The organism is Paraburkholderia sp. RAU2J, assembly GCF_003634845.1.
GTDB classification, from domain to species: Bacteria; Pseudomonadota; Gammaproteobacteria; order Burkholderiales; family Burkholderiaceae; genus Paraburkholderia; species Paraburkholderia fynbosensis.
Genome location: NZ_RBXG01000001.1, coordinates 3598715 through 3621247 on the forward strand (window position 1 = coordinate 3598715; position 22533 = coordinate 3621247).

Annotated in this window: 20 protein-coding genes and 1 pseudogene; 10 read left to right on the forward strand and 11 right to left on the reverse strand. The window is 63.7% G+C overall.

Features of this window, described 5'->3' with window-relative positions:
- Positions 1–13: 13 nt before the first annotated feature.
- The 4 genes from B0G69_RS16400 to B0G69_RS16415 all read left to right on the forward strand — a co-directional run bounded on the left by B0G69_RS16400 (position 14) and on the right by B0G69_RS16415 (position 4991).
- Positions 14–529, forward strand: a complete 516-nt coding sequence (locus B0G69_RS16400) for a MarR family winged helix-turn-helix transcriptional regulator (protein WP_121318611.1) — start codon at positions 14–16, stop codon at positions 527–529.
- Positions 530–578: 49 nt separating this feature from the next.
- Positions 579–2087 carry an efflux transporter outer membrane subunit gene (locus B0G69_RS16405; protein WP_121318613.1) on the forward strand — a complete coding sequence of 503 codons (1509 nt, stop codon included), beginning with the start codon at positions 579–581 and terminating at the stop codon, positions 2085–2087.
- Positions 2088–2158: 71 nt separating this feature from the next.
- Positions 2159–3394 carry an EmrA/EmrK family multidrug efflux transporter periplasmic adaptor subunit gene (locus B0G69_RS16410; RefSeq protein ID WP_121318615.1) on the forward strand — a complete coding sequence of 412 codons (1236 nt, stop codon included), beginning with the start codon at positions 2159–2161 and terminating at the stop codon, positions 3392–3394.
- Between the two features lie 34 nt (positions 3395–3428).
- Complete coding sequence (locus tag B0G69_RS16415; protein ID WP_121318617.1) at positions 3429–4991, forward strand: DHA2 family efflux MFS transporter permease subunit; 1563 nt, start codon at positions 3429–3431, stop codon at positions 4989–4991.
- 138 nt (positions 4992–5129) lie between these two features.
- On the opposite strand, the gene truB is transcribed toward B0G69_RS16415, so the two are convergent.
- The 5 genes from truB to rimP all read right to left on the reverse strand — a co-directional run bounded on the left by truB (position 5130) and on the right by rimP (position 11703).
- Positions 5130–6065, reverse strand: a complete 936-nt coding sequence (gene truB, locus B0G69_RS16420; RefSeq protein ID WP_121318619.1) for a tRNA pseudouridine(55) synthase TruB — start codon at positions 6063–6065, stop codon at positions 5130–5132.
- Positions 6066–6156: 91 nt separating this feature from the next.
- Positions 6157–6522 (reverse strand): 30S ribosome-binding factor RbfA, encoded by a 366-nt coding sequence (gene rbfA / locus B0G69_RS16425; RefSeq protein WP_121318621.1) that lies wholly within the window; start codon positions 6520–6522, stop codon positions 6157–6159.
- Between the two features lie 192 nt (positions 6523–6714).
- Positions 6715–9678 (reverse strand): translation initiation factor IF-2, encoded by a 2964-nt coding sequence (gene infB / locus B0G69_RS16430; protein WP_121318624.1) that lies wholly within the window; start codon positions 9676–9678, stop codon positions 6715–6717.
- 94 nt (positions 9679–9772) lie between these two features.
- Positions 9773–11248, reverse strand: coding sequence for a transcription termination factor NusA (nusA, locus tag B0G69_RS16435; RefSeq protein ID WP_121318627.1), 1476 nt, complete (start codon positions 11246–11248; stop codon positions 9773–9775).
- Positions 11245–11703 (reverse strand): ribosome maturation factor RimP, encoded by a 459-nt coding sequence (gene rimP, locus B0G69_RS16440; RefSeq protein ID WP_121318629.1) that lies wholly within the window; start codon positions 11701–11703, stop codon positions 11245–11247. The genes nusA and rimP overlap by 4 nt, the downstream gene beginning before the upstream one ends.
- Before the next feature lie 186 nt (positions 11704–11889).
- On the opposite strand from rimP, the gene B0G69_RS41020 reads away from it, so the two are divergent.
- Positions 11890–12054 carry a hypothetical protein gene (locus B0G69_RS41020; protein ID WP_158608941.1) on the forward strand — a complete coding sequence of 55 codons (165 nt, stop codon included), beginning with the start codon at positions 11890–11892 and terminating at the stop codon, positions 12052–12054.
- 167 nt (positions 12055–12221) lie between these two features.
- Here the strand turns inward: B0G69_RS41020 and rluB are convergent, their stop codons facing one another.
- From rluB to B0G69_RS16460, 4 genes are all read right to left on the reverse strand, one after another.
- Positions 12222–14069 carry a 23S rRNA pseudouridine(2605) synthase RluB gene (gene rluB, locus B0G69_RS16445; RefSeq protein WP_121318631.1) on the reverse strand — a complete coding sequence of 616 codons (1848 nt, stop codon included), beginning with the start codon at positions 14067–14069 and terminating at the stop codon, positions 12222–12224.
- 63 nt (positions 14070–14132) lie between these two features.
- Positions 14133–15122 carry an SMC-Scp complex subunit ScpB gene (gene scpB, locus B0G69_RS16450; protein ID WP_121318634.1) on the reverse strand — a complete coding sequence of 330 codons (990 nt, stop codon included), beginning with the start codon at positions 15120–15122 and terminating at the stop codon, positions 14133–14135.
- Positions 15123–15480: 358 nt separating this feature from the next.
- Complete coding sequence (locus B0G69_RS16455) at positions 15481–16704, reverse strand: pyridoxal phosphate-dependent aminotransferase (RefSeq protein WP_121318636.1); 1224 nt, start codon at positions 16702–16704, stop codon at positions 15481–15483.
- A gap of 223 nt (positions 16705–16927) precedes the next feature.
- Positions 16928–17830 (reverse strand): LysR family transcriptional regulator, encoded by a 903-nt coding sequence (locus tag B0G69_RS16460; RefSeq protein WP_121318639.1) that lies wholly within the window; start codon positions 17828–17830, stop codon positions 16928–16930.
- A gap of 406 nt (positions 17831–18236) precedes the next feature.
- On the opposite strand from B0G69_RS16460, the pseudogene B0G69_RS16465 reads away from it, so the two are divergent.
- Together B0G69_RS16465 and B0G69_RS16470 are read left to right on the forward strand one after the other, a co-directional pair.
- A pseudogene (locus B0G69_RS16465) lies at positions 18237–18623 on the forward strand (transposase); the annotation flags it as partial.
- Between the two features lie 321 nt (positions 18624–18944).
- On the forward strand, positions 18945–19199 hold the full coding sequence (locus B0G69_RS16470; RefSeq protein ID WP_121318642.1) for a hypothetical protein: 255 nt from the start codon (positions 18945–18947) through the stop codon (positions 19197–19199).
- A 342-nt stretch (positions 19200–19541) separates the two neighbouring features.
- On the opposite strand, the gene B0G69_RS16475 is transcribed toward B0G69_RS16470, so the two are convergent.
- Entirely contained in the window at positions 19542–19853 is a 312-nt protein-coding gene (locus B0G69_RS16475; RefSeq protein ID WP_121318645.1) for a hypothetical protein, read from the reverse strand.
- Between the two features lie 197 nt (positions 19854–20050).
- Between B0G69_RS16475 and B0G69_RS16480 the strand changes: the two genes are divergently transcribed.
- The 3 genes from B0G69_RS16480 to B0G69_RS16490 all read left to right on the forward strand — a co-directional run bounded on the left by B0G69_RS16480 (position 20051) and on the right by B0G69_RS16490 (position 21901).
- The gene (locus tag B0G69_RS16480) at positions 20051–20839 is read left to right on the forward strand and encodes a YdcF family protein (RefSeq protein ID WP_121318647.1); all 789 of its coding nucleotides are present in this window, start codon (positions 20051–20053) and stop codon (positions 20837–20839) included.
- A 279-nt stretch (positions 20840–21118) separates the two neighbouring features.
- Positions 21119–21355, forward strand: a complete 237-nt coding sequence (locus B0G69_RS16485; RefSeq protein WP_121318650.1) for a hypothetical protein — start codon at positions 21119–21121, stop codon at positions 21353–21355.
- A 288-nt stretch (positions 21356–21643) separates the two neighbouring features.
- Complete coding sequence (locus B0G69_RS16490; protein ID WP_007182306.1) at positions 21644–21901, forward strand: hypothetical protein; 258 nt, start codon at positions 21644–21646, stop codon at positions 21899–21901.
- A gap of 102 nt (positions 21902–22003) precedes the next feature.
- Here B0G69_RS16490 and B0G69_RS16495 read toward each other — a convergent pair whose 3' ends face one another.
- Positions 22004–22294 carry a putative quinol monooxygenase gene (locus B0G69_RS16495; protein WP_121318652.1) on the reverse strand — a complete coding sequence of 97 codons (291 nt, stop codon included), beginning with the start codon at positions 22292–22294 and terminating at the stop codon, positions 22004–22006.
- Positions 22295–22533: the final 239 nt, after the last annotated feature.

Consider the following 22533-nt stretch of genomic DNA (forward strand, 5'->3'; position numbering starts at 1 on the left):
TCGCACGAGAATCATGACGGAGCCGTCCCCCCATCCTGCGCCGAACGTCAGCGAGTATCAGCTAGGCGAAAGCGTCGGCTATCTCCTCTCGCGGGTGAAATCGACCATGTCGAACCTGATCACCCAGCGCAGCATGGCGGAGTTGGGCATCACCAGTCAGCAGGGCAGCATCCTGTTCATGGTCGCCAGCGGAAAATGCCTGCTGGCCGCCGAACTGGCACGTGAATACGGCATCGACGCAAGCGCCGTCACGCGCCTGGTCGACCGTCTGGAGAAGCGCGGACTGTTGACCCGCGTGCGCAGCAACGAAGACCGCCGGGTCGTACGCCTTGCGCTGACCCCGGAAGGCCATGCGATCGCAGCCAGAATGCCGGGCATCTTCAACGGCGTGCTGGACAGCCTGCTGAACGGTTTCACCGCCGAAGAGGTGGGCTTCCTGAAGAGCATGCTGCGTCGTGTGCTCGTCAATTCCGGTGATCAAACGGGACTAACCCGTGACGCAGCAAGCAATTTTGACAGCAAATTGTAAGAAATTGCTTGCAGCGTCCATCATTACATTCCACTCAAAGAGTCGAGCGATGAAATCCCTTTCCCTGTCCGCGCCCGCGCTTTCGAGCCGGGCCGCTGTCGCCGCTGCGGTGACGGCGCTTGCCCTCACGGGGTGCGCGAACTACTTCGGCATGAAGAACGACACGCAGATCTCGTCGCCGACGCAGTACGAGTCAGCGCGGAGTCTGCCCGGCGAAGGCGGTCAATGGCCGTCGCTCGACTGGGCCCAGCAGTTCGGCGACCCGCAGTTGTCCGAACTGATCACGGAAGCGCTCGACGGCAGTCCGTCGATTGCGCAGGCACAGGCGCGTCTGGCGAAGGCGTCCTCGTACATCGAAAGCTCGCGCTCGGCGCTGTTCCCGAAGGTCAACGCCAGCTATTCGTGGACCCGCGAGATCTTCTCCGCCAACGCACTCTACCCGCCTCCGTACGGCGGCACGTGGTATAGCGAGAACAACGTACTCGCGAGCGCGTCGTGGGACCTCGACCTGTGGGGCAAGAATCGTGAGCGCCTCGGCCAGGCCGTGTCGCAGGAAAGGGCCGCTCAGGCGGACATGCAGCAGGCGCGCGTGACGCTCGCTGCGTCCGTGGCGAGCACCTACAACCAGCTCGCCCAGCTGTACGCGTTCCGTGAAATCGCCGAGCGAGAAATCGCCAACCGCAAGGACATTGGCCGCATCACCGATGGCCGCGTGGTGGCCGGCCTCGACACCAACGTCGAGCGGCAAACCGCGACGGGCAACATCGCGACCAGCCAGTCGAACCTGACCGACCTCGACGGCCAGATCACCGTCGTGCGCTACCAGCTGGGCGCGCTGCTCGGCAAGGGTCCGGACCGCGGCCTGCAAATCGCCAAGCCGACGCTGACAGTCGGCGACACGGTCGCGCTGCCGAACAATATCCCGGCCGACCTCGTGGCGCGCCGGGCGGATATCGTCGCTGCGCGCTGGCAGGTCGAAGCGGCCATGCACGACGTGAAGGAAGCGAAAGCCGAATTCTTCCCCGACGTGAACCTCGCGGCCGGCTTTGGTTTCGATGCGTTCGGCTGGGGCCGTTTCCTGACCGCGTCGAGCCGTCAGATCCAGTTCGGTCCGGCGATCCACCTGCCGATCTTCGACGCCGGCGCATTGCGCTCGCAATTGAAGGGCCGTTTTGCCGATTTCGACCTCAACGTCGCGAACTACAATCAGACGCTGATCAACGCGCTCCAGCAGGTCGCGACGCAGGTGTCGTCGATCCGCTCGATCGACCAGCAGGAAGGCGACGCGCAACGCGCGCTCGAGGCGTCGAGCAAGGCCTATCAACTGGCCGTGATCCGGTACAAGGCCGGCCTGTCGCCGCAATTGCAGGTGCTGACCGCCGACCAGAATCTGCTCGCCGCCGAACAGACGGTGACGGGCCTGAAGATGCGCCGCCGCGACATGCAGATCGGCCTCATCAAGGCGCTCGGCGGCGGTTTCGACGCAACGCAGACCGGCCTCGTGGTACCGACCGATGCCCCGGCGTCGGCGACCACCGCGACCGCCGCGGCGAACTGACCACGCGCCGCGCAGCACGCACACCAACATCCGAATAAACGACGACGTTCAAGAGAACCCGGAGCACATCAATGAGCACCCCCCAACAGCCCGCGCCTAACGCACAGCCGGCACAACCGGCGAACAACGGCAAACGCAAGCGCATGATGACGCTGCTCGTCATCGTGATTCTGATCGCCGCGGTCGCCTATGGCCTGTACTACTTCCTCGTCGCGCGCTTCCATGAAGACACCGACGACGCGTACGTGAGCGGCAACGTCGTGCAGATCACGCCGCAAGTCACGGGCACCGTGATCGCCGTGAATGCGGACGACACGCAGGTCGTCAAGGCGGGCGATCCGCTCGTCGTGCTCGATCCGGCCGATGCGCGCGTCGCGCTCGAACAGGCCGAGGCGAATCTCGCGCAAACGGTGCGCCAGGTGCGCGGCCTGTTCGCCGACGACAATCAATACCAGGCTCAAGTCGAACTGCGTCAGGCCGATCTGTCGCGCGCTCAGGACGACCTGAAGCGCCGTCTGACGGTCGCGCAAACCGGCGCGGTGTCGCTGGAAGAAATCTCGCACGCCCGCGACGCGGTGAAGAGCGCGCAAGCCGCCGTCGACGCCGCGAAGCAGCAACTGGCGTCGAACCGCGCGCTGACCGCCAACACCACGATCGCGAACCATCCGAACGTGCAGGCCGCCGCCGCGAAGGTCCGCGACGCGTACCTGAACCATGCGCGTAACGTCCTGCCCGCGCCGGTGACCGGCTATGTTGCGAAGCGCTCGGTGCAGGTCGGCCAGCGCGTCTCGCCGGGTACCCCGTTGATGGCCATCGTGCCGCTGCACGACGTGTGGGTCGACGCGAACTTCAAGGAAGTGCAGCTCAAGCACATGCGCATCGGCCAGCCGGTGGAACTGACCGCCGACGTGTACGGTTCGTCGGTGCCGTTTCACGGCAAGGTAGTCGGCTTCTCCGCAGGCACGGGTTCGGCGTTCTCGCTGCTGCCCGCGCAAAACGCGACCGGCAACTGGATCAAGGTGGTGCAGCGTCTGCCGGTGCGTATCGCGCTCGATCCGCAGGAACTCGACAAGAACCCGCTGCGCATCGGTCTGTCGATGCAAGCCGACGTGAACATCAAGGACGCCAGCGGCGGCCAGCTCGGCAACGCGTCGAATACGGCCTACCAGACCAACGTCTTCGATAAATACGGCGACGAAGCCGACGCGGAAATCGCGCGCATCATCGCGGAAAACGCCGGGCCGAACGGCGGTACGCCGAAGTCGGCGCAGACCGGTGCCGCCGCGAAGCCCGCAGCGAAGAGCTAGGCAGCCACACGACGATTCATAGAAGGCTTCTTTAATGGCTCAGGCTCAGGCGCAAGCCCCTCACCCGCCACTCGAGGGCGCGCAACTGGTGATCGGCACCATCGCGGTGTCGCTCGCCGTGTTCATGAACGTTTTGGACACGTCGATCGCGAACGTTTCGATTCCGTCGATCTCAGGCGACCTCGGCGTGTCGGCCGACCAGGGCACGTGGGTGATCACCTCGTTCGCGGTCGCGAACGCGATCTCCGTGCCGCTGACCGGCTGGCTCACCGACCGCATCGGCCAGGTGCGCCTGTTCATGGCGTCGATCGTGCTGTTCGTGATTTCGTCATGGCTGTGCGGTCTCGCCCCGACGCTGCCGTTCCTGCTGGCTTCGCGCGTGCTGCAAGGCGCGGTGGCCGGCCCGATGATCCCGTTGTCGCAAACGCTGCTGCTCGCCAGCTATCCCCGCGCGAAGGCGCCGATGGCGTTGTCGATGTGGGCGATGACCACGCTGATTGCGCCGGTGGCCGGTCCGATTCTGGGCGGCTGGATTTCCGACAACATCTCGTGGCCATGGATTTTCTACGTCAACATTCCGGTCGGCATCATCGCCGCGGGGGCGACGTGGATGATCTTCCGCAACCGTGATTCAGCGATCCGGAAAGCACCGATCGACGGCGTCGGCCTCGGCCTGCTGATCGTCTGGGTCGGCTCGCTGCAGGTGATGCTCGACAAGGGTAAGGATCTCGACTGGTTCTCGTCGACGACCGTCGTCGTGCTGGCACTGGCCGCGGTGATCGCGCTCGCGTTCTTCATCGTGTGGGAGTTGACGGCCGAGCATCCGGTGGTGGATCTGTCGCTGTTCAGCCGGCGCAACTTCACGGGCGGCACGATCGCGCTGTCGGTCGGCTACGGGCTCTACTTCGGCAATCTGGTGTTGCTGCCGCTGTGGCTGCAAACCGATATCGGCTACACCGCGACCGAAGCGGGGCTGGTGATGGCGCCCGTCGGTCTTTTCGCCGTGCTGCTGTCGCCGATCACGGGCAAGATCTTGCCGCGTACCGATCCGCGCTATATCGCGACATTGTCTTTCCTCGTCTTCGCGCTGTGTTTCTGGATGCGCTCGCGTTATACGACCGGCGTCGATACGTATTCGCTGCTGCTGCCCACGTTGATTCAGGGTATCGGTATGGCGGGATTCTTCATTCCGCTCGTGTCGATCACGCTGTCGGGCTTGCCCGGCAACCGTATTCCGGCGGCGTCGGGTCTGTCGAATTTCGTGCGGATCATGTGCGGCGGTATCGGCACTTCGATTTTCCAGACCGCGTGGGATCACCGCACGATCATGCATCACGCGCAACTGGCCGAACAGGCGAACGCCTACAACCCGGTGTTCGATCAGTCGATCCGGCAGATGGGCGCGGCAGGCTTCAGTCAGCCGCAGGCGTATGGTCTCTTCAACTCGATGGCCACGCAGCAAGCCGCGCAATTGGGCGTGAACGATCTGTTCTTTGTTTCCGCCGGCATTTTCGTGGCACTGATCGCGCTGATCTGGATCACGCGGCCGGAACGCGCGGGCGGCGATGCAGGCGCGGCGGCCGCCGCGGCGCACTGAGGCTCCGCTTCAGTCCTACGAGGTGCTCAAGATGAAAGAAGGCGGGACCGCTCGATCGCGGTCCCGCCTTTTTCTTTGCACTTTGCAGCAGGCCGGACGCCGTCGCCGGACGCGTCTGCTTAAAGTCACGACAGCGATCTAGCTCGCCGTCGTTACCACCAGCCGTTCGGGCGCGAGCACGCCCTCGCCTTGCTTCGCGACGCCCAGCAGGCGGCCTTGCCCCGCATACACTCTTACGCGCGGCGCGTTCACGGCGTCGCCGCCAATGGTCAACTCGGACAGCTTGAGGCGTTGACCATGCAGAAAACGGCGCGTGTCGTCTTCGTTCAACCGCACGAGCGGGAACGTCGACAGCAACGCGTCTACCGGCTGCAGCCACGAGTCGCGCTCGCTTTCGCTTGCATCGGACAACGCATCGAGCGTCACTGAATTCGCGAGCGTCAGCGCCCCGACACCCGTGCGCCGCAGCGCGACCAGATGGGCGCCGCAACCCAGCGCTTCGCCGATATCCTCGGCCAGCGTGCGCACGTAGGTGCCCTTGCTGCAAGTCACGCGAAATGTCACGTCCGGCAGCGCGCACGCGAGCAATTCGAGTCTGAGAATCGTTACCTGACGCCCTTCCCGCTCCAGGGTCTGCCCAGCGCGTGCATATTCGTACAGCGGTTTGCCGTCGCGCTTGAGCGCCGAATACATCGGCGGTACCTGGACGATGTCGCCGAGAAACTTTGGCAGCACCGCCTGCACCGCGGCCTCGCTGCACGTCACTTCATGCGTGTCGATCGCTTCGCCCTCGGCGTCGCCGGTAGTCGTGCGAATGCCGAGGCGCATGGTCGCCTCGTAGGTCTTGTCGGCTTCGAGCAGATCTTGCGAAAACTTGGTGGCTTCGCCGAAACACAGCGGCAGCAGGCCTGTCGCAAGAGGGTCGAGCGTGCCGGTATGGCCGGCTTTTTTCGCCAGATAGAGACGCTTCGCGCGGATCAGCGCGTCGTTGCTCGACAGGCCTAACGGCTTGTCGAGCAGCAGGACCCCGTCGAGCGCGCGACGCGGCACGCGGGGGCGTTGAGGTGCTGTCATGTCGGAAAGGCGGAAACTTCAATGAATACAAAACGGCACTGAGCGCATCGCGGCTCAGGCATGGCAACGAGCGCGGCCGCTCACGGTGCGCTCAGTCTTCCTTCGCGCGATTGGCATTCGCCTCGTCGATCAGACGCGACATTTCGACGGCGCGCTCGATCGTCTTGTCGTAGTGGAAATGCAGCGTCGGCACGGTATGGATATGCAGTCGCTTGAAGAGCTGATTGTGCAGATGGCCGGCCGCGTGCGTGAGCGCTTCGAGCGTCTGTTGCGGGTCGCCGGTCAGCGTCGTGAAATAGACCTTCGCGTGCGCGTAGTCCGGCGTCAGCTCGATGCTCTGAATGGTGACGATGCCGATGCGCGGATCCTTGACCTCGCGCAGCAGCTCGGACAGATCGCGCTGGATCTGATCGGCGATCTGCACGTTGCGATTGGGAGAAGAACGTTTCTTAGGCATGGTGTTGTGTGATCCGATCTGACGGATGCAAAAAATGGTTCGCGCAAACCGAGGTGATTTTTTTGCGCGGTATATAAGCGGCGCGCTTTTCAAAGCATGACCAGGGGGCTTGCGCACAAAACAGTGGGCCCAAAAACAACGGGCGGGGCGGGCGTCAAAGCCCGCTCCGCCCGTTGAGCCGTGTCGCGTGAATTACAGCGAACGCGCGACTTCGGTGACCTCGAAGACTTCGAACTGATCGCCTTCGACGATGTCGTTGAAGTTCTTGATCGACATACCGCACTCGAAGCCCTGACGGACTTCCTTCACGTCGTCCTTGAAGCGCTTGAGCGAATCGAGCTCGCCCGTAAAGATGACGACGTTGTTGCGCAGCACGCGCACCGACGACGAGCGCTTGACGAAACCGTCCGTGACCATACAGCCGGCCACCGCGCCGATCTTCGGTACCTTGAAGACCTGGCGCACTTCGACCGTACCCGTCACGACTTCGCGCTTCTCCGGTGCCAGCATGCCCGACATCGCGGCCTTCACGTCATCCACTGCGTCATAGATGATGTTGTAGTAGCGAATGTCGACGCCGTTGGATTCCGCCAGCTTGCGAGCCTGGGCATCCGCACGGGTGTTGAAGCCGATGATGACCGCCTTCGAAGCCGTGGCCAGGTTGACGTCGGACTCGCTGATGCCGCCCACGGCGCCGTGGACGATCTGCACGCGCACTTCGTCGGTCGACAGCTTGAGCAGCGACTGCACCAAAGCTTCCTGCGAACCCTGCACGTCGGCCTTGACGATGAGCGGCATGTACTGCACTTCGCCTTCGCCCATCTGTTCCAGCATGTTCTCGAGCTTCGCGGCCTGTTGCTTGGCCAGCTTGACGTCGCGGAACTTGCCTTGACGGAACAGCGCGACTTCACGCGCCTTGCGGTCATCCGGCATGACGATGACTTCTTCGCCTGCTTGCGGGACTTCCGACAGACCCTGGATTTCGACCGGGATCGACGGACCGGCGGACTTGGTCGGCTTGCCGGTTTCGTCGAGCATGGCTCGCACGCGACCGTAAGCGCTACCCGCCAGCACCACATCGCCGCGGTTCAGCGTACCCGACTGGACCAGGATCGTTGCGACCGGGCCCTTACCCTTATCGAGCTTCGCTTCGATGACCAGACCCTTGGCCGGCGCCTCGACCGGCGCCTTCAGTTCCAGCACTTCGGCTTGCAGCAGCACGTTCTCGAGCAGATCGTCGATGCCCGCGCCGGTCTTGGCCGACACCGACACGAACGGCGAATCGCCACCGTATTCTTCCGGCACGACGCCTTCCGCGACGAGTTCCTGCTTCACGCGTTCCGGATTCGCATCCGGCTTGTCGATCTTGTTGATCGCAACGACGAGCGGCACGCCGCCTGCCTTCGCATGGGCAATCGCTTCCTTCGTCTGCGGCATCACGCCGTCGTCGGCTGCGACTACCAGAATCACGATGTCGGTTGCCTTCGCACCGCGGGCACGCATGGCCGTAAAGGCTTCGTGACCCGGCGTGTCGAGGAACGTGATCACGCCACGCGGCGTTTCGACGTGGTAAGCGCCGATGTGCTGCGTAATGCCGCCCGCTTCGCCCGCTGCAACCTTCGCGCGGCGGATATAGTCGAGCAGCGAGGTCTTGCCGTGGTCGACGTGACCCATGACCGTGACGACCGGCGGACGCGGCAATGCTTCCGCATCGGACAGTTCGCCTTCGACCAGCATCGCTTCCGGATCGTCCAGCTTGGCCGCCACCGCGTGGTGACCCAGTTCCTCGACGATGATCATCGCCGTTTCCTGGTCCAGCATCTGGTTGATCGTGACCATCTGGCCGAGCTTCATCATCGACTTGATGACTTCCGAGGCCTTCACCGCCATCTTGTGTGCCAGATCGGCGACCGTAATGGTTTCCGGCACATGCACTTCACGCACGATCGGTTCGGTCGGCGCCTGGAACGTGGTGTTCTGATCCTGATGCTTGCCGCGACCCTTCGGGCCGCCGCGCCAGCCGCGATCGACACCGCCGCTCGAATCGCCACGCGTCTTGATACCACGGCGCTTCGCTGCGTCGTCCTGCCAGCCGCCCTTGCCGCCGCCCGGCTTCTTCTTGTCACCGGCGGACGGTGCGCTCGGGGATGCCGGAGCCGCAGCAGCCGGCTTCTTCGCAGCCGGACGCACCGGTGCTTCGCCTGCCGGACGTGCGGGCTTGTGCAGCGTGCCCTTGGCTTCCGCGGCCTTGGCCGGCTCGGCGGGCTTCGGTGCCGGTTCCGGCGCCTTGACCTGTGCCTTGCGCGGCGTGTTCATCATTTCGCGAATTGCGCGTGCTTCGGCTTCCGCCGCGGCACGGCGCTTCGCGATTTCTTCCTGCTCGGCACGCGCTTTCTCGGCGGCCTGACGCGCTGCGTCTTCCGCCTTCTTCGCAGCTTCGCGTTGCGCAGCGCGTTCCGCTGCTGCGCGTTCGTCGTCGTGCTCGCTTTCCTTGGCCACCACCGGCTCCGCTGCCTTGGCAGCCACCGGCTCGGCCTTCGCGACTACCGGCTGCGCGACTTGCGCCGCCTGCTGCACCTTCTCGCGTGCCGCCGCCTCGACGGCAGCCGCTGCGCGCTTCTTCGCCGCTTCTTCTTCCGCGCGACGGCGCTCGGCTTCGGCAGCCTGCTCACGTGCCTGACGCTCGGCTTCTTCGCGTTCGAGTTGTTCCTGGCGGGCCTTCAGCTCCTGAGCCTGCTTTTCGAGCAGCTCAGCTTCGTGACGAGCTTCCTCTTCACGACGCTGAAGTTCCAGATCGTCGACCTCGGCGCCTTCGGCCGCATGATTCGATGCATCTCCGCCTTCGGCGGAGGTTTCGTCGCGGCGGACGAAAGTGCGCTTCTTGCGCACCTCGACCTGAATGGTGCGAGCTTTACCCGTCGCATCGGATTGCTTGATTTCCGACGTATGCCGTTTCGTCAGCGTGATCTTGCGCTTGTCCGCATCAGTCGAGCCGTGAGACTTGCGCAAGTGGTCGAGCAGACGCGCCTTGTCCGCCTCGGACAGGTTGTCGTCTTCGCTCGCTTTTGTGACGCCCGCCGCCTGCAGCTGCTCGAGCAGCACGCCTGCAGGCATTTTCAGTTCCGCGGCAAATTGGGCTACGTTGTTACTCGCCATTCATTCCTCTTAATGCAAGGACCGATTCCTTGCGGTTAGCATCGTGTCATGCGGCCTAACGGCCGCGTTCAATTTAGTGCGCCATGGTCATTTCTCACTGGAACCAGTGTTCACGTGCTTTCATGATCAACGCCTTAGCGGCATCCTCTTCCATACCGGTCATCTCGACCAGTTCATCCACGGCCAGTTCGGCGAGTTCGTCGCGCGTCTGGACCTGGTGTTCAGCAAGCTTCGCGAGCAGGTCGGCATCGATGCCGTCCAGGCTCTTCAGGTCGAGTGCTACATTTTCGACCTTTTCTTCATTCGCGATCGCCAACGTCAACAGCGCGTCGCGGGAGCGATTACGCAGTTCGTGAACGGTGTCTTCGTCGAATGCTTCGATTTCGAGCATTTCGTTGAGCGGCACATAGGCGATCTCTTCGAGGCTCGTGAAGCCTTCGTCGATCAGGATGTCGGCGACTTCTTCGTCGACATCGAGACGCGCCATGAACAGGTCGCGCAATACACCGCGTTCCTGATTCTGCTTCTGCGCAGATTCGTCCGGCGTCATGATGTTGATCTGCCAGCCGGTGAGTTCGCTGGCAAGACGCACGTTCTGGCCGCTGCGGCCGATCGCGACCGCCAGTTCGTTTTCGTCTACGACGACGTCCATCGAGTGCTTTTCTTCATCGACGACGATCGACTGGACGGCTGCCGGCGCGAGCGCGCCGATCACGAACTGTGCGGGATCTTCCGACCATAGCACGATGTCGACGTTTTCGCCACCGAGCTCGTTTCGCACCGCCTGCACGCGCGAACCGCGAATGCCGACGCAGGTGCCGATCGGATCAATGCGCTTGTCATATGCGACCACGCCGATCTTCGCGCGCACGCCCGGATCGCGGGCAGCGGCCTTGATTTCGAGCAGGCCCTGTTCGATTTCCGGCACTTCCATCTCGAACAGCTTCATCAGGAATTCGGGTGCCGTACGCGACAGCTCGATCTGCGGACCGCGTGCGGTGCGATCGACCTTCGCGATGTAGGCGCGCACGCGGTCGCCCACGCGCAGGTTTTCCTTCGGAATCAGCTGGTCGCGGCGCAGCAGCGCTTCGACACGGCCGGTTTCGACGATGAAATTGCCCTTGTCGAGACGCTTCACCGAGCCGGTCATGATGTGCTCGCCGCGCTCGAGGAAGTCGTTCAGGATCTGCTCGCGCTCCGCGTCGCGCACCTTCTGCAGGATCACCTGCTTGGCAGCCTGCGCCCCGATACGGCCAAATTCGATCGACGGCACCGGTTCTTCGATGTACTCGTCGAGTTGGATCTCGGGTTTCTGCTCACGTGCTTCGAACAGCAGAATTTCCTGATCCGGTTCCTGCAAACCGGCTTCGTCCGGCACCACCTTCCAGCGGCGAAACGTTTCGTGCTCGCCGCTTTCACGGTCGATATGGACGCGGATATCCGCATCTTCTTCGAAGAGTTTCTTGGAGGCCGAAGCGAGAGCCGCTTCGAGCGCGGCAAATACCACGTCTTTGTCGACATTCTTCTCGCGTGCCAGCGCATCCACCAGCATCAACACTTCGCGACTCATTGTTTGCGGCTCCTAAAGTCAACTTTCGGAACGAGGCGTGCTTTGTCCATGTCCGCGAGTGTGAAATCGAGCATCGCGGCGCCTTCCTTCCCTTCAAATTCCAGACCGATCGTTTCGCCTTGCGGAGCATGCAGGATGCCCCGGTACGATTTCCGTCCGTCCAATGGCTTTTTCAATGTGATAACCACTTCGCTGCCTGCGAAGCGTTCGAAATCCGCCAGTTTTTTTAGCGGGCGGTCGAGACCCGGCGACGATACTTCGAGCCGCTCGTAATCGATATTTTCGACCGTCAGGACGTGCTGAAGCTGACGCGTGACTTTCTCGCAGTCTTCGATCGCGATGCCGGCCGGCTGGTCGATATAGATGCACATCATGCCGCGCCCGGTGCGCTCGAGATCGACGAGCTCGTAGCCGAGTCCCACGACCGTGGTTTCAATCAGTTCCGTCAGTTGCACAGTGCCCTCTTAGATGTTCGCGCAGCGAGCCTGCCGCTTGTTTTGCAAACAATCAATGCGGGCCGTGCGCCAAGCCGGCGCACGTTCGTGCGAACCCGAGATGCCGAACCACGATGAACTGAGCGGCAAAAAAAAATGGGCTAAACGCCCATCATCTTATTACCGGTGGTCGCACCTGAGCCGCACATGAAAAGCCGCACGCCCAGCGACTTCGCGATTGTAGCCATTTTTCGGGACAAACGCAAACCGCAGAACGCCGTACGAAGCGCATTTCCGCTTGATTTCATGGGAATCTTTCGACGCCGCGGCCGCCTCGCCGGGCGTTTTGCAAAGCGGCTGACGCAGCTCTGAGCCAGGCCCGACAAGCGGGGCGGTTAAACCCTGCCCCATTTTCCGCCGCATCGCAGTTTTATGCGCGGCATAAAACTGCGGCATTCATCGATCGAATCCGACGGCGGCCGCGAAAATCGTTAAGGAACGATACGCTGCCGGCCGTCATACGTGGTTATTCCGCTTGCTCAACGACCGCGCGTACGGCCGCGCGGCGCGCTGCCGCCGCGATTGGCGCCGCCCGCGTTGGCATTACCGCCGCCCGCGCGATTAGCGTTGCCGCCACGATTGCCTCCGGGGCCACGATTGCCGCCGCCCGGATTGGCGGTGTTGCCGGCTGCACGCTTGCCGCCGCCAGCACGATTGCCACTGCCTGACGGCGCGCGATTGCCGTCGACTTCACGGCCGCCACGCGGGCCGGCGGCACCGCCGCCCAACGCGCCGCCGAAGCCACCGGCGCCACGGCCCGCGCCGCGGTTGCCGTAACCGGTGCCCGCGCCGCCGCCGAAGCCGCCGCCCGCCGCACCGCGGCGGCCCTGACCCTGGCCGCGCGGCTGCTGTTCGAACCGGCTATGCGACATCAGCACGGGTTCGCGATTGATGAAGCCCATCGAGGTTTGCATCGGATCCGGCTGCTTGCGCTCCGGCGCGGAGCTGCGGCCGCCGCGCTCCTCCGTCGGCGCCTTCAGACCAACCGACGCCATCAGCGTGCGCACCTGGTTGTCTTCGAGTTCTTCCCAGCGGCCGCGCTTGAGACCCTTCGGCAGCGAGATCGGGCCGTGACGCGTACGGATCAGGCGGCTGACCATCAGGCCGGCCGCTTCGAACATACGGCGCACTTCGCGGTTGCGCCCTTCGGCGAGCGCGACGTGATACCAATGATTGGTGCCCTCGCCGCCGCCGTCGCGAATGCGCAGGAAGTTGGCGGGACCGTCATCCAGCTCGACGCCGTGCAGCAGCTTTTGACGCATGCCTTCGGCCAGTTCGCCGACCACCCGCACCGCATACTCGCGCTCGACGCTGTAACGCGGGTGCATGAAGCGGTTCGCCAGATCGCCCGACGTGGTCAGCATCAGCAAACCTTCGGTGTTGAAGTCGAGGCGGCCGACCGCGAGCCACTTGGCGGTCTTCATCGGCGGCAGTTTGTCGAACACCGAGGGACGGCCTTCCGGGTCCGCGTGGCTGACGATTTCGCCGGTCGGCTTGTGATACAGCAGCACGCGCGGCGGCTTGTTGGCCAGCTTGCGCTTGACCGGCTTGCCGTTGATGCGAACCTGATCGGTCGGCATGATGCGTTGGCCGATGTGAGCCGGCTCGCCGTTCACCGACACGCGGCCGGCCACGATCAGCTCTTCCATGTCGCGGCGCGAACCCATGCCCGCTTCGGCCAGCACCTTGTGCAGCTTCGGCGCGTCGTCGTCCGCGGCCAGCACACGCTTGGGCGCAGCCGGCTTGCCACGACGCAGCATCGGGGCGCGCACGCCGCCGCTCGCGCTGTTGTCCGCGTCGAACGCCGGAGATGTCACGTACGAGAACAGATCGTCCTGACCGGCTTCCGTGCCCGCCGCTGCCGGCACCTCGCCGCCGCGGCGGTTCTGGCGCTGCCCGCCCTCACGCGGCTGACGCTCGCGCTGACCTTCACGAGGCGCGCCTTCGCGCTGACCACCCTCGCGCTTCGCGCCGCCCGCCTGGGCATTGCGCCGCGAGCCTTGGCCCTTGGCGCCTGCATCCTTGCGGGGCATGCGCACCTGCGCGACCACTTCGCCGTCCGGCGGCGCCTCGGTGACGACCGGCGCCGCTGGCGCGGGCACGCCTTCGGCGCCCTTCGTCTTCGTCCCGGCTCGGCGCCGCGCGATCAGGCTGCGCGGTCCGCGACGCAGGCCGCGGCGCGGACGGTCTTCACCGTCTGCTTCCGCGGTCTGCGCCGGGCGCTCGCCCTCGCCTGCCGACGCTTGCGTGTTGCGCGTTTCGTCGGCCCGTGCCGACGGCACGGCGCGCTCGGATTCGGACGAATCGGTGTCGTGGGTATGTGTCAAAACAACCTCAAAATGTCAGGTCGCGCACGCCCGTTGCGGGCGTGGCAAAAAAGTTCGGTTACGTCAGGCGCTGCGCGACTCGGGTTCGTCGTCGGTCAGAATGCCTGCGTCCTGCGCGGCATCGCGACGATCTTCAGGATCGTCTTGCGCCGCCGTGGTCGGATTCGGCTCGGCGGCGTGCTCCGTATTGCGGAGTACGCCCGAGTCGTGCGCGGATGTTGCCGGATCGGCCTGGGAGACCGGATCGTCATGCTGTGCTGACCCGGCGATGCCGGCCTGCGGTGCTGCGTCTGCCGTTTCAGCATGTTCTTGTGCGCCCGGCGCGTCGACCGCGTCCGGATGTGGCTGCGGCGCCGGCGTGACATCTGCGGCACTCCCGGCCGCTTCGGCTTCGGCACTCTCTGCCCCTGCCACCTCGGCCGGCGGCACCTCCGGGTGATCCGCGACCTCGCCTTCTTCGCTCTTCGCCAGATTGTGCGCGGCCTCGATGTCGGTGAATTCGATCGCATGCTGACCGAGCAAATCCGCGTTCAATTGGGCCGACGGGTCCGAGAGCGGCGGCAACTCGTCCAGCGCGGTCAGACCAAGGTCGTCGAGGAACTGCCGCGTGGTTGCGTACAGCGCCGGACGCCCCGGCACGTCGCGATGACCGATCACCTCGATCCAGCCGCGATCCTCCAGTTGCTTGACGACCTGCGTATTCACCGTGACACCGCGAATTTCTTCGATATCGCCCCGCGTGACCGGCTGCCGGTAGGCAATGATCGCGAGCGTTTCGAGCACCGCGCGCGAATATTTCGGCGGTTTTTCCGGATGTAAACGATCCAGGTACGAACGCATCGCGGGCTTGCTTTGAAACCGCCAGCCCGATGCCAGCCCGACCAGCTCCACACCACGCCCAGACCAGTCCTGCTTGAGGTCTTCGAGCAAGTTCCGAACGGTGTCTGCCGACACGCCGTCGGCAAAGAGCTTGCGCAATTCGCCGAGCTTTAACGGCTCCTGCGCGCAGATCAAGGCAGTCTCGAGGACGATCTTCGCCTCTTGGGTATTCATGCAGCTAGGTCAGACCCTGTGGTCAAAGAACCGGATCAAACAGACGATGTGGAACTGAAGACGCGCTCGCCCGATTCTGATCGGTCATATTGATGGGAGCACGCACCGGGGGGCGGCGAAACAGACTATCGAGCCAAACCCAGCCGGACGGAGCAGCGATATTCCTGGAAGGAATCGCGTGACTGAGCGCCATATTACGCAAAAACAATCGGTGCGTAAAGACGAAACCCGCCGCGCATTTTCCGATTGCGCTCCAGCCGGTGTACCCGAGTGCAAAAGCAGAGGTATCTTGTCAGAAACTCCGCTTCTTTGATTAGGCCTTTTCAGCCGGCCGACCAGACCTTTCCCCAAGCGTCCGCTAAACCCCGCCGGACCGTGCCAGAAATAGCTTCAGACGCTCGACGCCCGCGTCCAGCCGCGCCGTATCGCACGCATAGCACCAGCGCACGAAACCCTCACCCTGCGGCCCGAACGCGCTGCCGGGCGCCACGCCCAGCCCGACTTCGCGCACCAGCGCCTTACATAGCTCGAGGCTGTGCGACGCGCCAGGCATCGAGAAAAACAGATACATCGCGCCAGGCGGCGCCTTGACGTCGACCCCCGGCACCGCGGACAGCGCGCGCACCAGATGATCGCGCGAAGCCTTCAGGTCGAGCACCAATTCCTGCGTGAACCGCTCGCCTTTCTGGACGGCTGCAATGCCGGCCTGCTGGACGAACGACGGCGCACATGATGTGTTGTACTCGACCAGCTTGGCCAGATCCTCCATCAATGCGGTTGGCGCCACGATCCAGCCGAGCCGCCAGCCGGTCATCAGCCACGCCTTCGAGAACGAGTTCACGCAGATCACGCGTTCATCGCGGCCGGCCAGATCGAGGAACGACGGCGCGGTGCGCGCAGGCGCGCCGGTCTTGGCCGCGTCGGCGCCCGCGTAGTAGAGCCGCTCGTAGACTTCGTCCGCGACGATCCAGATGCCGTGGCGCCGGCAATGGTCGAGGACGGTGCGTTGATCGTCGCGGCTCATCACCCAGCCGGTCGGATTGTTCGGCGAGTTGATCATCAGCATTCTGGTGTCGGGTGTCAGCGCCGCCAGCAATTGCTCGACGTCGAGCTGCCAGCCGCGTTCGCCATAGCCCAGCGCAACCGTTTCCACGTGCGCACCCAGAATTTTCGGAATTTCGACCAGATTCGGCCACAGCGGGGTCACCGCAACGACGCGATCACCGGCGCCCACGACCAGTTGCGCGGCGAGCATCAGCGCGTTGACACCGGCGCTCGTCACCGCGACGTGGTCCGGCGAGGTGGCGCCGTGCAGTTCGCCGACGTAGCTCGCGAGCGCCGCGCGCAACGGCGCAATGCCCAGGTTATGCGTATAGAACGTAGCCCCGGCGGCCAGCGCGGTGCTGGCGGCGTCGCGGATGAAAGCGGGCGTGACCCGGTCGGACTCGCCGAACCAGAACGGCAGGACGTCTTCAACGCCAAAGCCGGCATTGGCGACTTCACGGATCTGCGAAGAACGCAGCGCGCGCACGGCATCGCGCGCATTCGGGATGGAGGGCACAGGCAGGTCCAAATCGCTCATCGAGACTTCCAGACAGGGTGAAAGGTAAAGGCTGACGTTCAGGGAAGGCGCCAGTTTAGCGCGGCGCCTGCTTCGGCAGCGGCGAATTCGGCGGCTGCGGGTGTGGGAGGAGGACGGTCCCCGCAAGCGTCGAGATTCACGCCGCTGCGCGGAACCTTTGCCACGCTCTTTCCGCCGGCGCGAGGGCTGAAGTAAATCCGACCAGACTCATCGCACGACCGGACTAACTCAAATCCTCTGCCCGCTCCGGTAGTTGACGGATCAAGTCCCACACCGCCTCCGCCGCCGGCGACAACGAACGGTCGCGCCGGCGCACCAGTTCGACCCGGCGCTCCGCGCGCGGCACGAGCGGCCGCGCGACCAGCGACGCCCCCGCCGGCAGCGGCAAAGCGAGCCACGGCAGCACGCTGACGCCGACGCCCGCTTCGACCAGCCCGAAAACGGTCGCAGAATGCCCCAACTCCTGCACCACCGTAGCGCTCACACCGTGCTCCTGCATCACGGCGTCGATGATCGGCCGGCTGCCCGACGCGTAATCGAGCATGACGAGTTGCTGACCTTCGAGGTCGGTCCACGCAACCTGGCCGTGCGCGGCGAGCGGATGGTCGTCGCGTGTCACCACGCAGAACGAATCCGTCATCAGCGATTCGCTGAGCAGATCGTCGGCGGTGAAGGGGCCGATGATCACGCCGAAATCGACCTCGCCCGACTTGACCTTGCGCACCACGTCGCTCTGCACGTCGTCGCGCAAGCCCAGCGTGATATAGGGAAATTGCCGCCCGCACGATGCCACCACGCCCGGCATCAGCCGGCAGGCCACGGTCGGGCTGGCGGCCACCACCACGCGCCCGCGGCGCTGCTCGCCGATTTCGCGGATCTCGCGCAGCGCGTCGTCGAGGTCCAACAGCAAACGCGACACGCTCGACACCAGATTGCCGCCGACGTCCGTGAGTTGGACCTCGCGCGTCGTGCGATCGATCAGCTTGAGGCCGATCTCGCCTTCGAGTTCGCGCACGCAGCGGCTCACCGCGGATTGCGTCAGGCCGATTTCATCGCCAGCCCGGCTGAAACTCTGCAAGCGCGCGACCTCGATGAAAACCCTGAGCTGACGCAGCGTCACATTCATTTACCAACCTCATTAATAACCTCATTTGATGCGCATTGTAAGGCCAAAAGCGTGCCCCACCGTGGAATAAGCCGTCTCGCTGCAATGCAGCAATACGGCGCGAACGCACGCTGGCCGGGCCTGATTGCACAAGATTGGTGATTGTCCCGATTTGCGAGATGGGTTTTTTGGATTCTTATACGCCCCTAGCTGGCGCCTGCGCTGGCCCGCCGTCACAGGGCTTTGAGGCGATCGGAATCAACTTGGCACACTTCCTGCATTTGCATGAACACAGGGTCGGCGCCATGACTTCTGACTGCATAGCAGCCGTGGCAGCCCGATCCCCTTGGCACTCGCCTATCGAGTGCATGGAGAGTGCGCGGCGCGGGGCAGCGCACCGGAGTTAGCTTCGCTGAGGTGAAACATGATGCTGTTCGACGATTTGAGAGACAACGAGTGGGCGCTGGTCGAGGCTTTGTTCTGCGCGGAACCGGCACGGAGCGAACGCCGCGGTCGGCCGCGCGTGGAAGCGCGAGCGGTGGTCAACGCCGTGCTTTGGGTGCTGTCGACGGGCGAAGGCTGGTCCAAACTGCCTGGCCGCTATCCGTCGCCGCCGACTTGCCGCCGTCGCTTCGACGAATGGCAAGCCGATGGTACGCTCGCCGAAATAGTTAAGCGACTCGGCACGAGCGGCCGTGAAATTTCGCTGCGCGGCCGCATCGGCGCGACTGCCGCGAAACCGCCGGCACCGCCGAGCCGCGATCGCCTGCGCGGCGCGTTTTGGACCAATCCGGAGTCGTGGCGCGCGCCGGTCAAGATGGCTTGACGCGTACTGTTTCACCTCCGGGCGCCTACTACGGGCGCCCGGCGTTTTATCCGGGCCGCCGCGCGTGTCTCTACACAGCCCGCCGGCACCATCGTGGGCACCGCCGTCTGGCGCGCCCTTTTCAGTCGTCGCTTTCGCCCCGCCACCACTTGCGCAACCATCGCGCGCTGGCTTGAGGTCCAAATCCAGCCGTGATGGCCCGTGGACGAAACATCCATTTACTATTAATTACAACGTGCTTTCGCGTCCCGGCATACCTTAGCCGTATGCAAACAGGCCTTGAGTCGATCGGCTTGACGGGAGCTCCGCATGAAACCAATGTCACTGCTTCTGTGCGGCATTGTGATTTCATCAATGGCCGCACCGGCGTTCACTCAGGAACGCCAACAGGCGTGGAACTGGCGGCCGGACCGTTCGGCCACGCTTGAAGCGTGGCAACAGAGTCAGACGCGCAACCGGGATTTCACGCCGCCAGCGCCACGCGGCGACTTGCGCGGCGATATCGCGAGCAACGTGCGTGCGCGTGCGGATACGCCTCGTGAAGAGCCGACGAGACATCGGTAGGCCTGCCCGCTTGGATCTCCACGGGCATATCGATCGGCTTGCCGTGATGGATGGTTTGCAGCGCCGCCATCACGGATCATTGATGCCGGACGTGCAACGAAAATAATCGGGGAACCACCGCCCACTGTGCCAGTCTGACTTAACGCCATTAGCACAGCGTGGCAGTAGTAATTCCGGTACGCCCGTATCCTTGTGATACGGGCTTTTTTTCGCTGAACGATGGTCGCCGATGCTCGAAGCACCCGCTCATTCCTGAATGACGGAAGCAAAAAGCCGCCGCCAGCCGCGTGATGCGACCGGGTGATCGTGTCGTTGACCGCCCGAACCGAAGCGGATTTGCGCTCAGAGAGCGGCGGTGGACCGCGCTTCGGCTGTTAAGACGGCGTATTCGTTCAATCGCTGTGCGCTCCAGCTCAGCAGACGCTCGTCATGCGCGAGCCGCGCGAACTCGGCTCTGCCGCGTTCCGTGAGCACGGCGATGTCGACAGGTGCATGAAAGCCTGGGGCCGGTGCGACGGTGCGCTGCCGAACCGTGTCCATCAGGCCCAGTGCGCGAAGATATTGAAACACGCCCGGCCTTCTGGCCCAGGGAACCTGACGATATTGCGCTCGCCGCAGCGCTTCAAGTACCGCTTCGTTGGAATACGTGGTCATCTCACTTCTTTCTTAAAGTGCAGCTATGACACATCTAGGCCCGACACGTCACCGCGCCACCAGTGACGCGCGTAGCACCCGCCCTTGGCTGGAAGCCGGCCGCCTTGCGGGCAGTGGCCAGTCCACCAGGTGCTGCCTGGTCTCGTTTTCGGAACCCCCGTCTGAACGGCGTGTTGCGTTCTGTCTACGAACCGACGATGCAACCGCAGCGGCGCGATAGCAAGCTCGTAGATTTATCCCGAAAGACATACGTTACCCCATTTAAATTGATTCTATTCACTTTATTAGCGCTTTTTTTTGCAGCAATCGTGCTATGGAAGCGCGCCCGACGTCCTCTTGCGTTGTGCTTGGCCCTCCTCTTTTGGCTGCTCGCCGCTGGCTGGCTCACCGAGCCCTTGCTCGCGCTCGTTCAGCGCCCTCCGCAGAACACGAGCGCCGCCCACTTTGCGCCACGCACGGCGATCATCCTGCTGGGCGGCGGCACGGTTTACAACGCCGATGACGTACTCGTGCCGCCGCGCGATGTGCTTCGCCGCATCACGGTCAGCGCGGAGAACTACGCGGCGTGCAAACGGACGGCGCTCATCTGCCAGGTGATCGTGAGCGGCGGCAATCCGCAGCAGCATGACGCGACCGAAGCCGATACCTATTTGCCCTATCTGTTGCGCGAGCAGGTTCCGCGCGCGGACATCGTGCTCGACAACAGCAGCCTCACTACGTATGAAAACGCGCGCAACGTCTCGGCCATACTCGGGCAATCGCGTTACGACGCGGTGATACTCGTCACCTCCGCGTATCAGATGCCGCGTGCCCTGCTCGACTTCCATCGCTTCGGCCTCACGCCGCAGCCCCTGATCTCCAGCGCAAGGCACGCCCATCTGGGTGTACTGCCTTGCTATGACAACCTCGTGAGTGCCGAGATCGCGTTGCATGAATTGATCGGGATAGCGCAATTTCATGTCTATCGCGCAATTGGCTGGTTCTGAACGCGCGAATCCGTTTGATGCGGCGCTCAGTTGCTTCGGCGCTTATGCGTTTTAGTTAGCGATGCGAATTCTTTTAGATTCAACTGAGGCATGACTCTCTGATTGCACGCAACGTTCGAGTGCCCTGTCGTCCGGCAACCGCGCGCCGCCCATGACAAGATGTAACAAATAGTTAGCCCCGTTACAAGCCGGCCGCTGGAGCGAAGATTGCTGGCTAGAATGCATTGTCTCTCCAACCGGACAGGCAATACGTGGGTCCATCCATCTGCGGAGGTAACGATGAAAAAAATGTCCCTGGCGATCCTGGTTTCCCTCGGTGCGGTAACGGGCGCAGCGTATGCGCAGGACAACGGCATCATGACGAGCACCGATCCCGCCAAGGCCGCCGACGTCGAGCAGCGCGCGCAAGATTTGCAAAACCGTCAGCAGGCGATGCAAAGCGCGCCGGCCATGCCCGAAAAGCATCACAAGATGTCGCCGCATCATCACAAGAAGGCCGACGCTTCCAGTTCGTAAGCGCACTCGCACCGCGCACCCCGCGGCGGCGCCGCGAAGGGGAAAAGCCGAAGCCGGCACCGCCGGTTTCGGCTTTTTTGCTGTCTAATGGACTGGCAAAGGACCCGCGGGCATGGCCGGCGACATGCTGCAAGGGTCTCGCAGCCCATCGCACGCTCGCGCGAGCACGCCGCGCTGCCGTGCCGCGCCGAGCCGTCGGCGCCCGGCTTTCGGTATGCTAAAGTCGCGCACCGACCGGCACCCAGCCGGAATCCCCTAACCCGTGCGCACCCTGGTGCGGAGGACAGCATGAGCAACATCCAGCTAGATATCGAATGGACCGAAGCAGCATCTCGCAAAATTGAAAAACTGATGCCGCGCGGCGGGCAGGAAGCGTTTCTCGCGCTGCCGCCCGTCGAATGCCTGCCGATGGAAGGCGACGTGCTGTTTCTCGGGCCGGACGGCAAGCAGCAACCGTTCATCGTGGCGGAACGCCAGTATCACCACGACGGCGACGCCGACTGGACCATCATCCTGATCCTCGACGTCCCGCAAGCCACACACTAAAAGACAAACGGCGAGCGGCGCGTGGGCCGGATCCGGCCTCATGGCTCACTCGCCGTCATCGCATTGCTTTGCCCGAGCGTCCGGGCAACGCCTGCGCCACGCTTACGCGATCTTCGACACGACGCGAATTTCCGCGTGCTCGACCCAATCCGCCACCGCCTTTCTGTACGCGTCGATGTGCGCGGATTTCGCATGCGCCGCGAGCGCCTCCTGGCTTTCCCAACGCTCGACGAACACAAACCGGCGCGGCTCCTGCACGTCGCGGTGCAAATCGTACTGAAGCACGCCCGCTTCCTTGCGCGTCGGCCCGACAATACCTTCGAGCGCCTGACGCAGTTGTTCTTCATAGCCCGGCTTCGCCACCGAGATTGCGACCACCGCGATTTCCGACATGCCTGCACTCCCTTTTCACGAAAAGCAGCAGCATACCCGCCGTGCATCAAACCTGCCGGCGAGGGAGACGCGACGCTGACGCGCATGACGACGCCCCGTGGGAGCCGATGAAAAGCGCCAAGGCGCGCAAAAACGTCTGAGCACCGCCCCGGCCTGGAGTTTGGCGGGCGGCCACTTGCCGCCCTGCTACGCTCGCTCCATGCAGGCTGTTCATTGCGATTGAGAATCGGTCTCGCGTG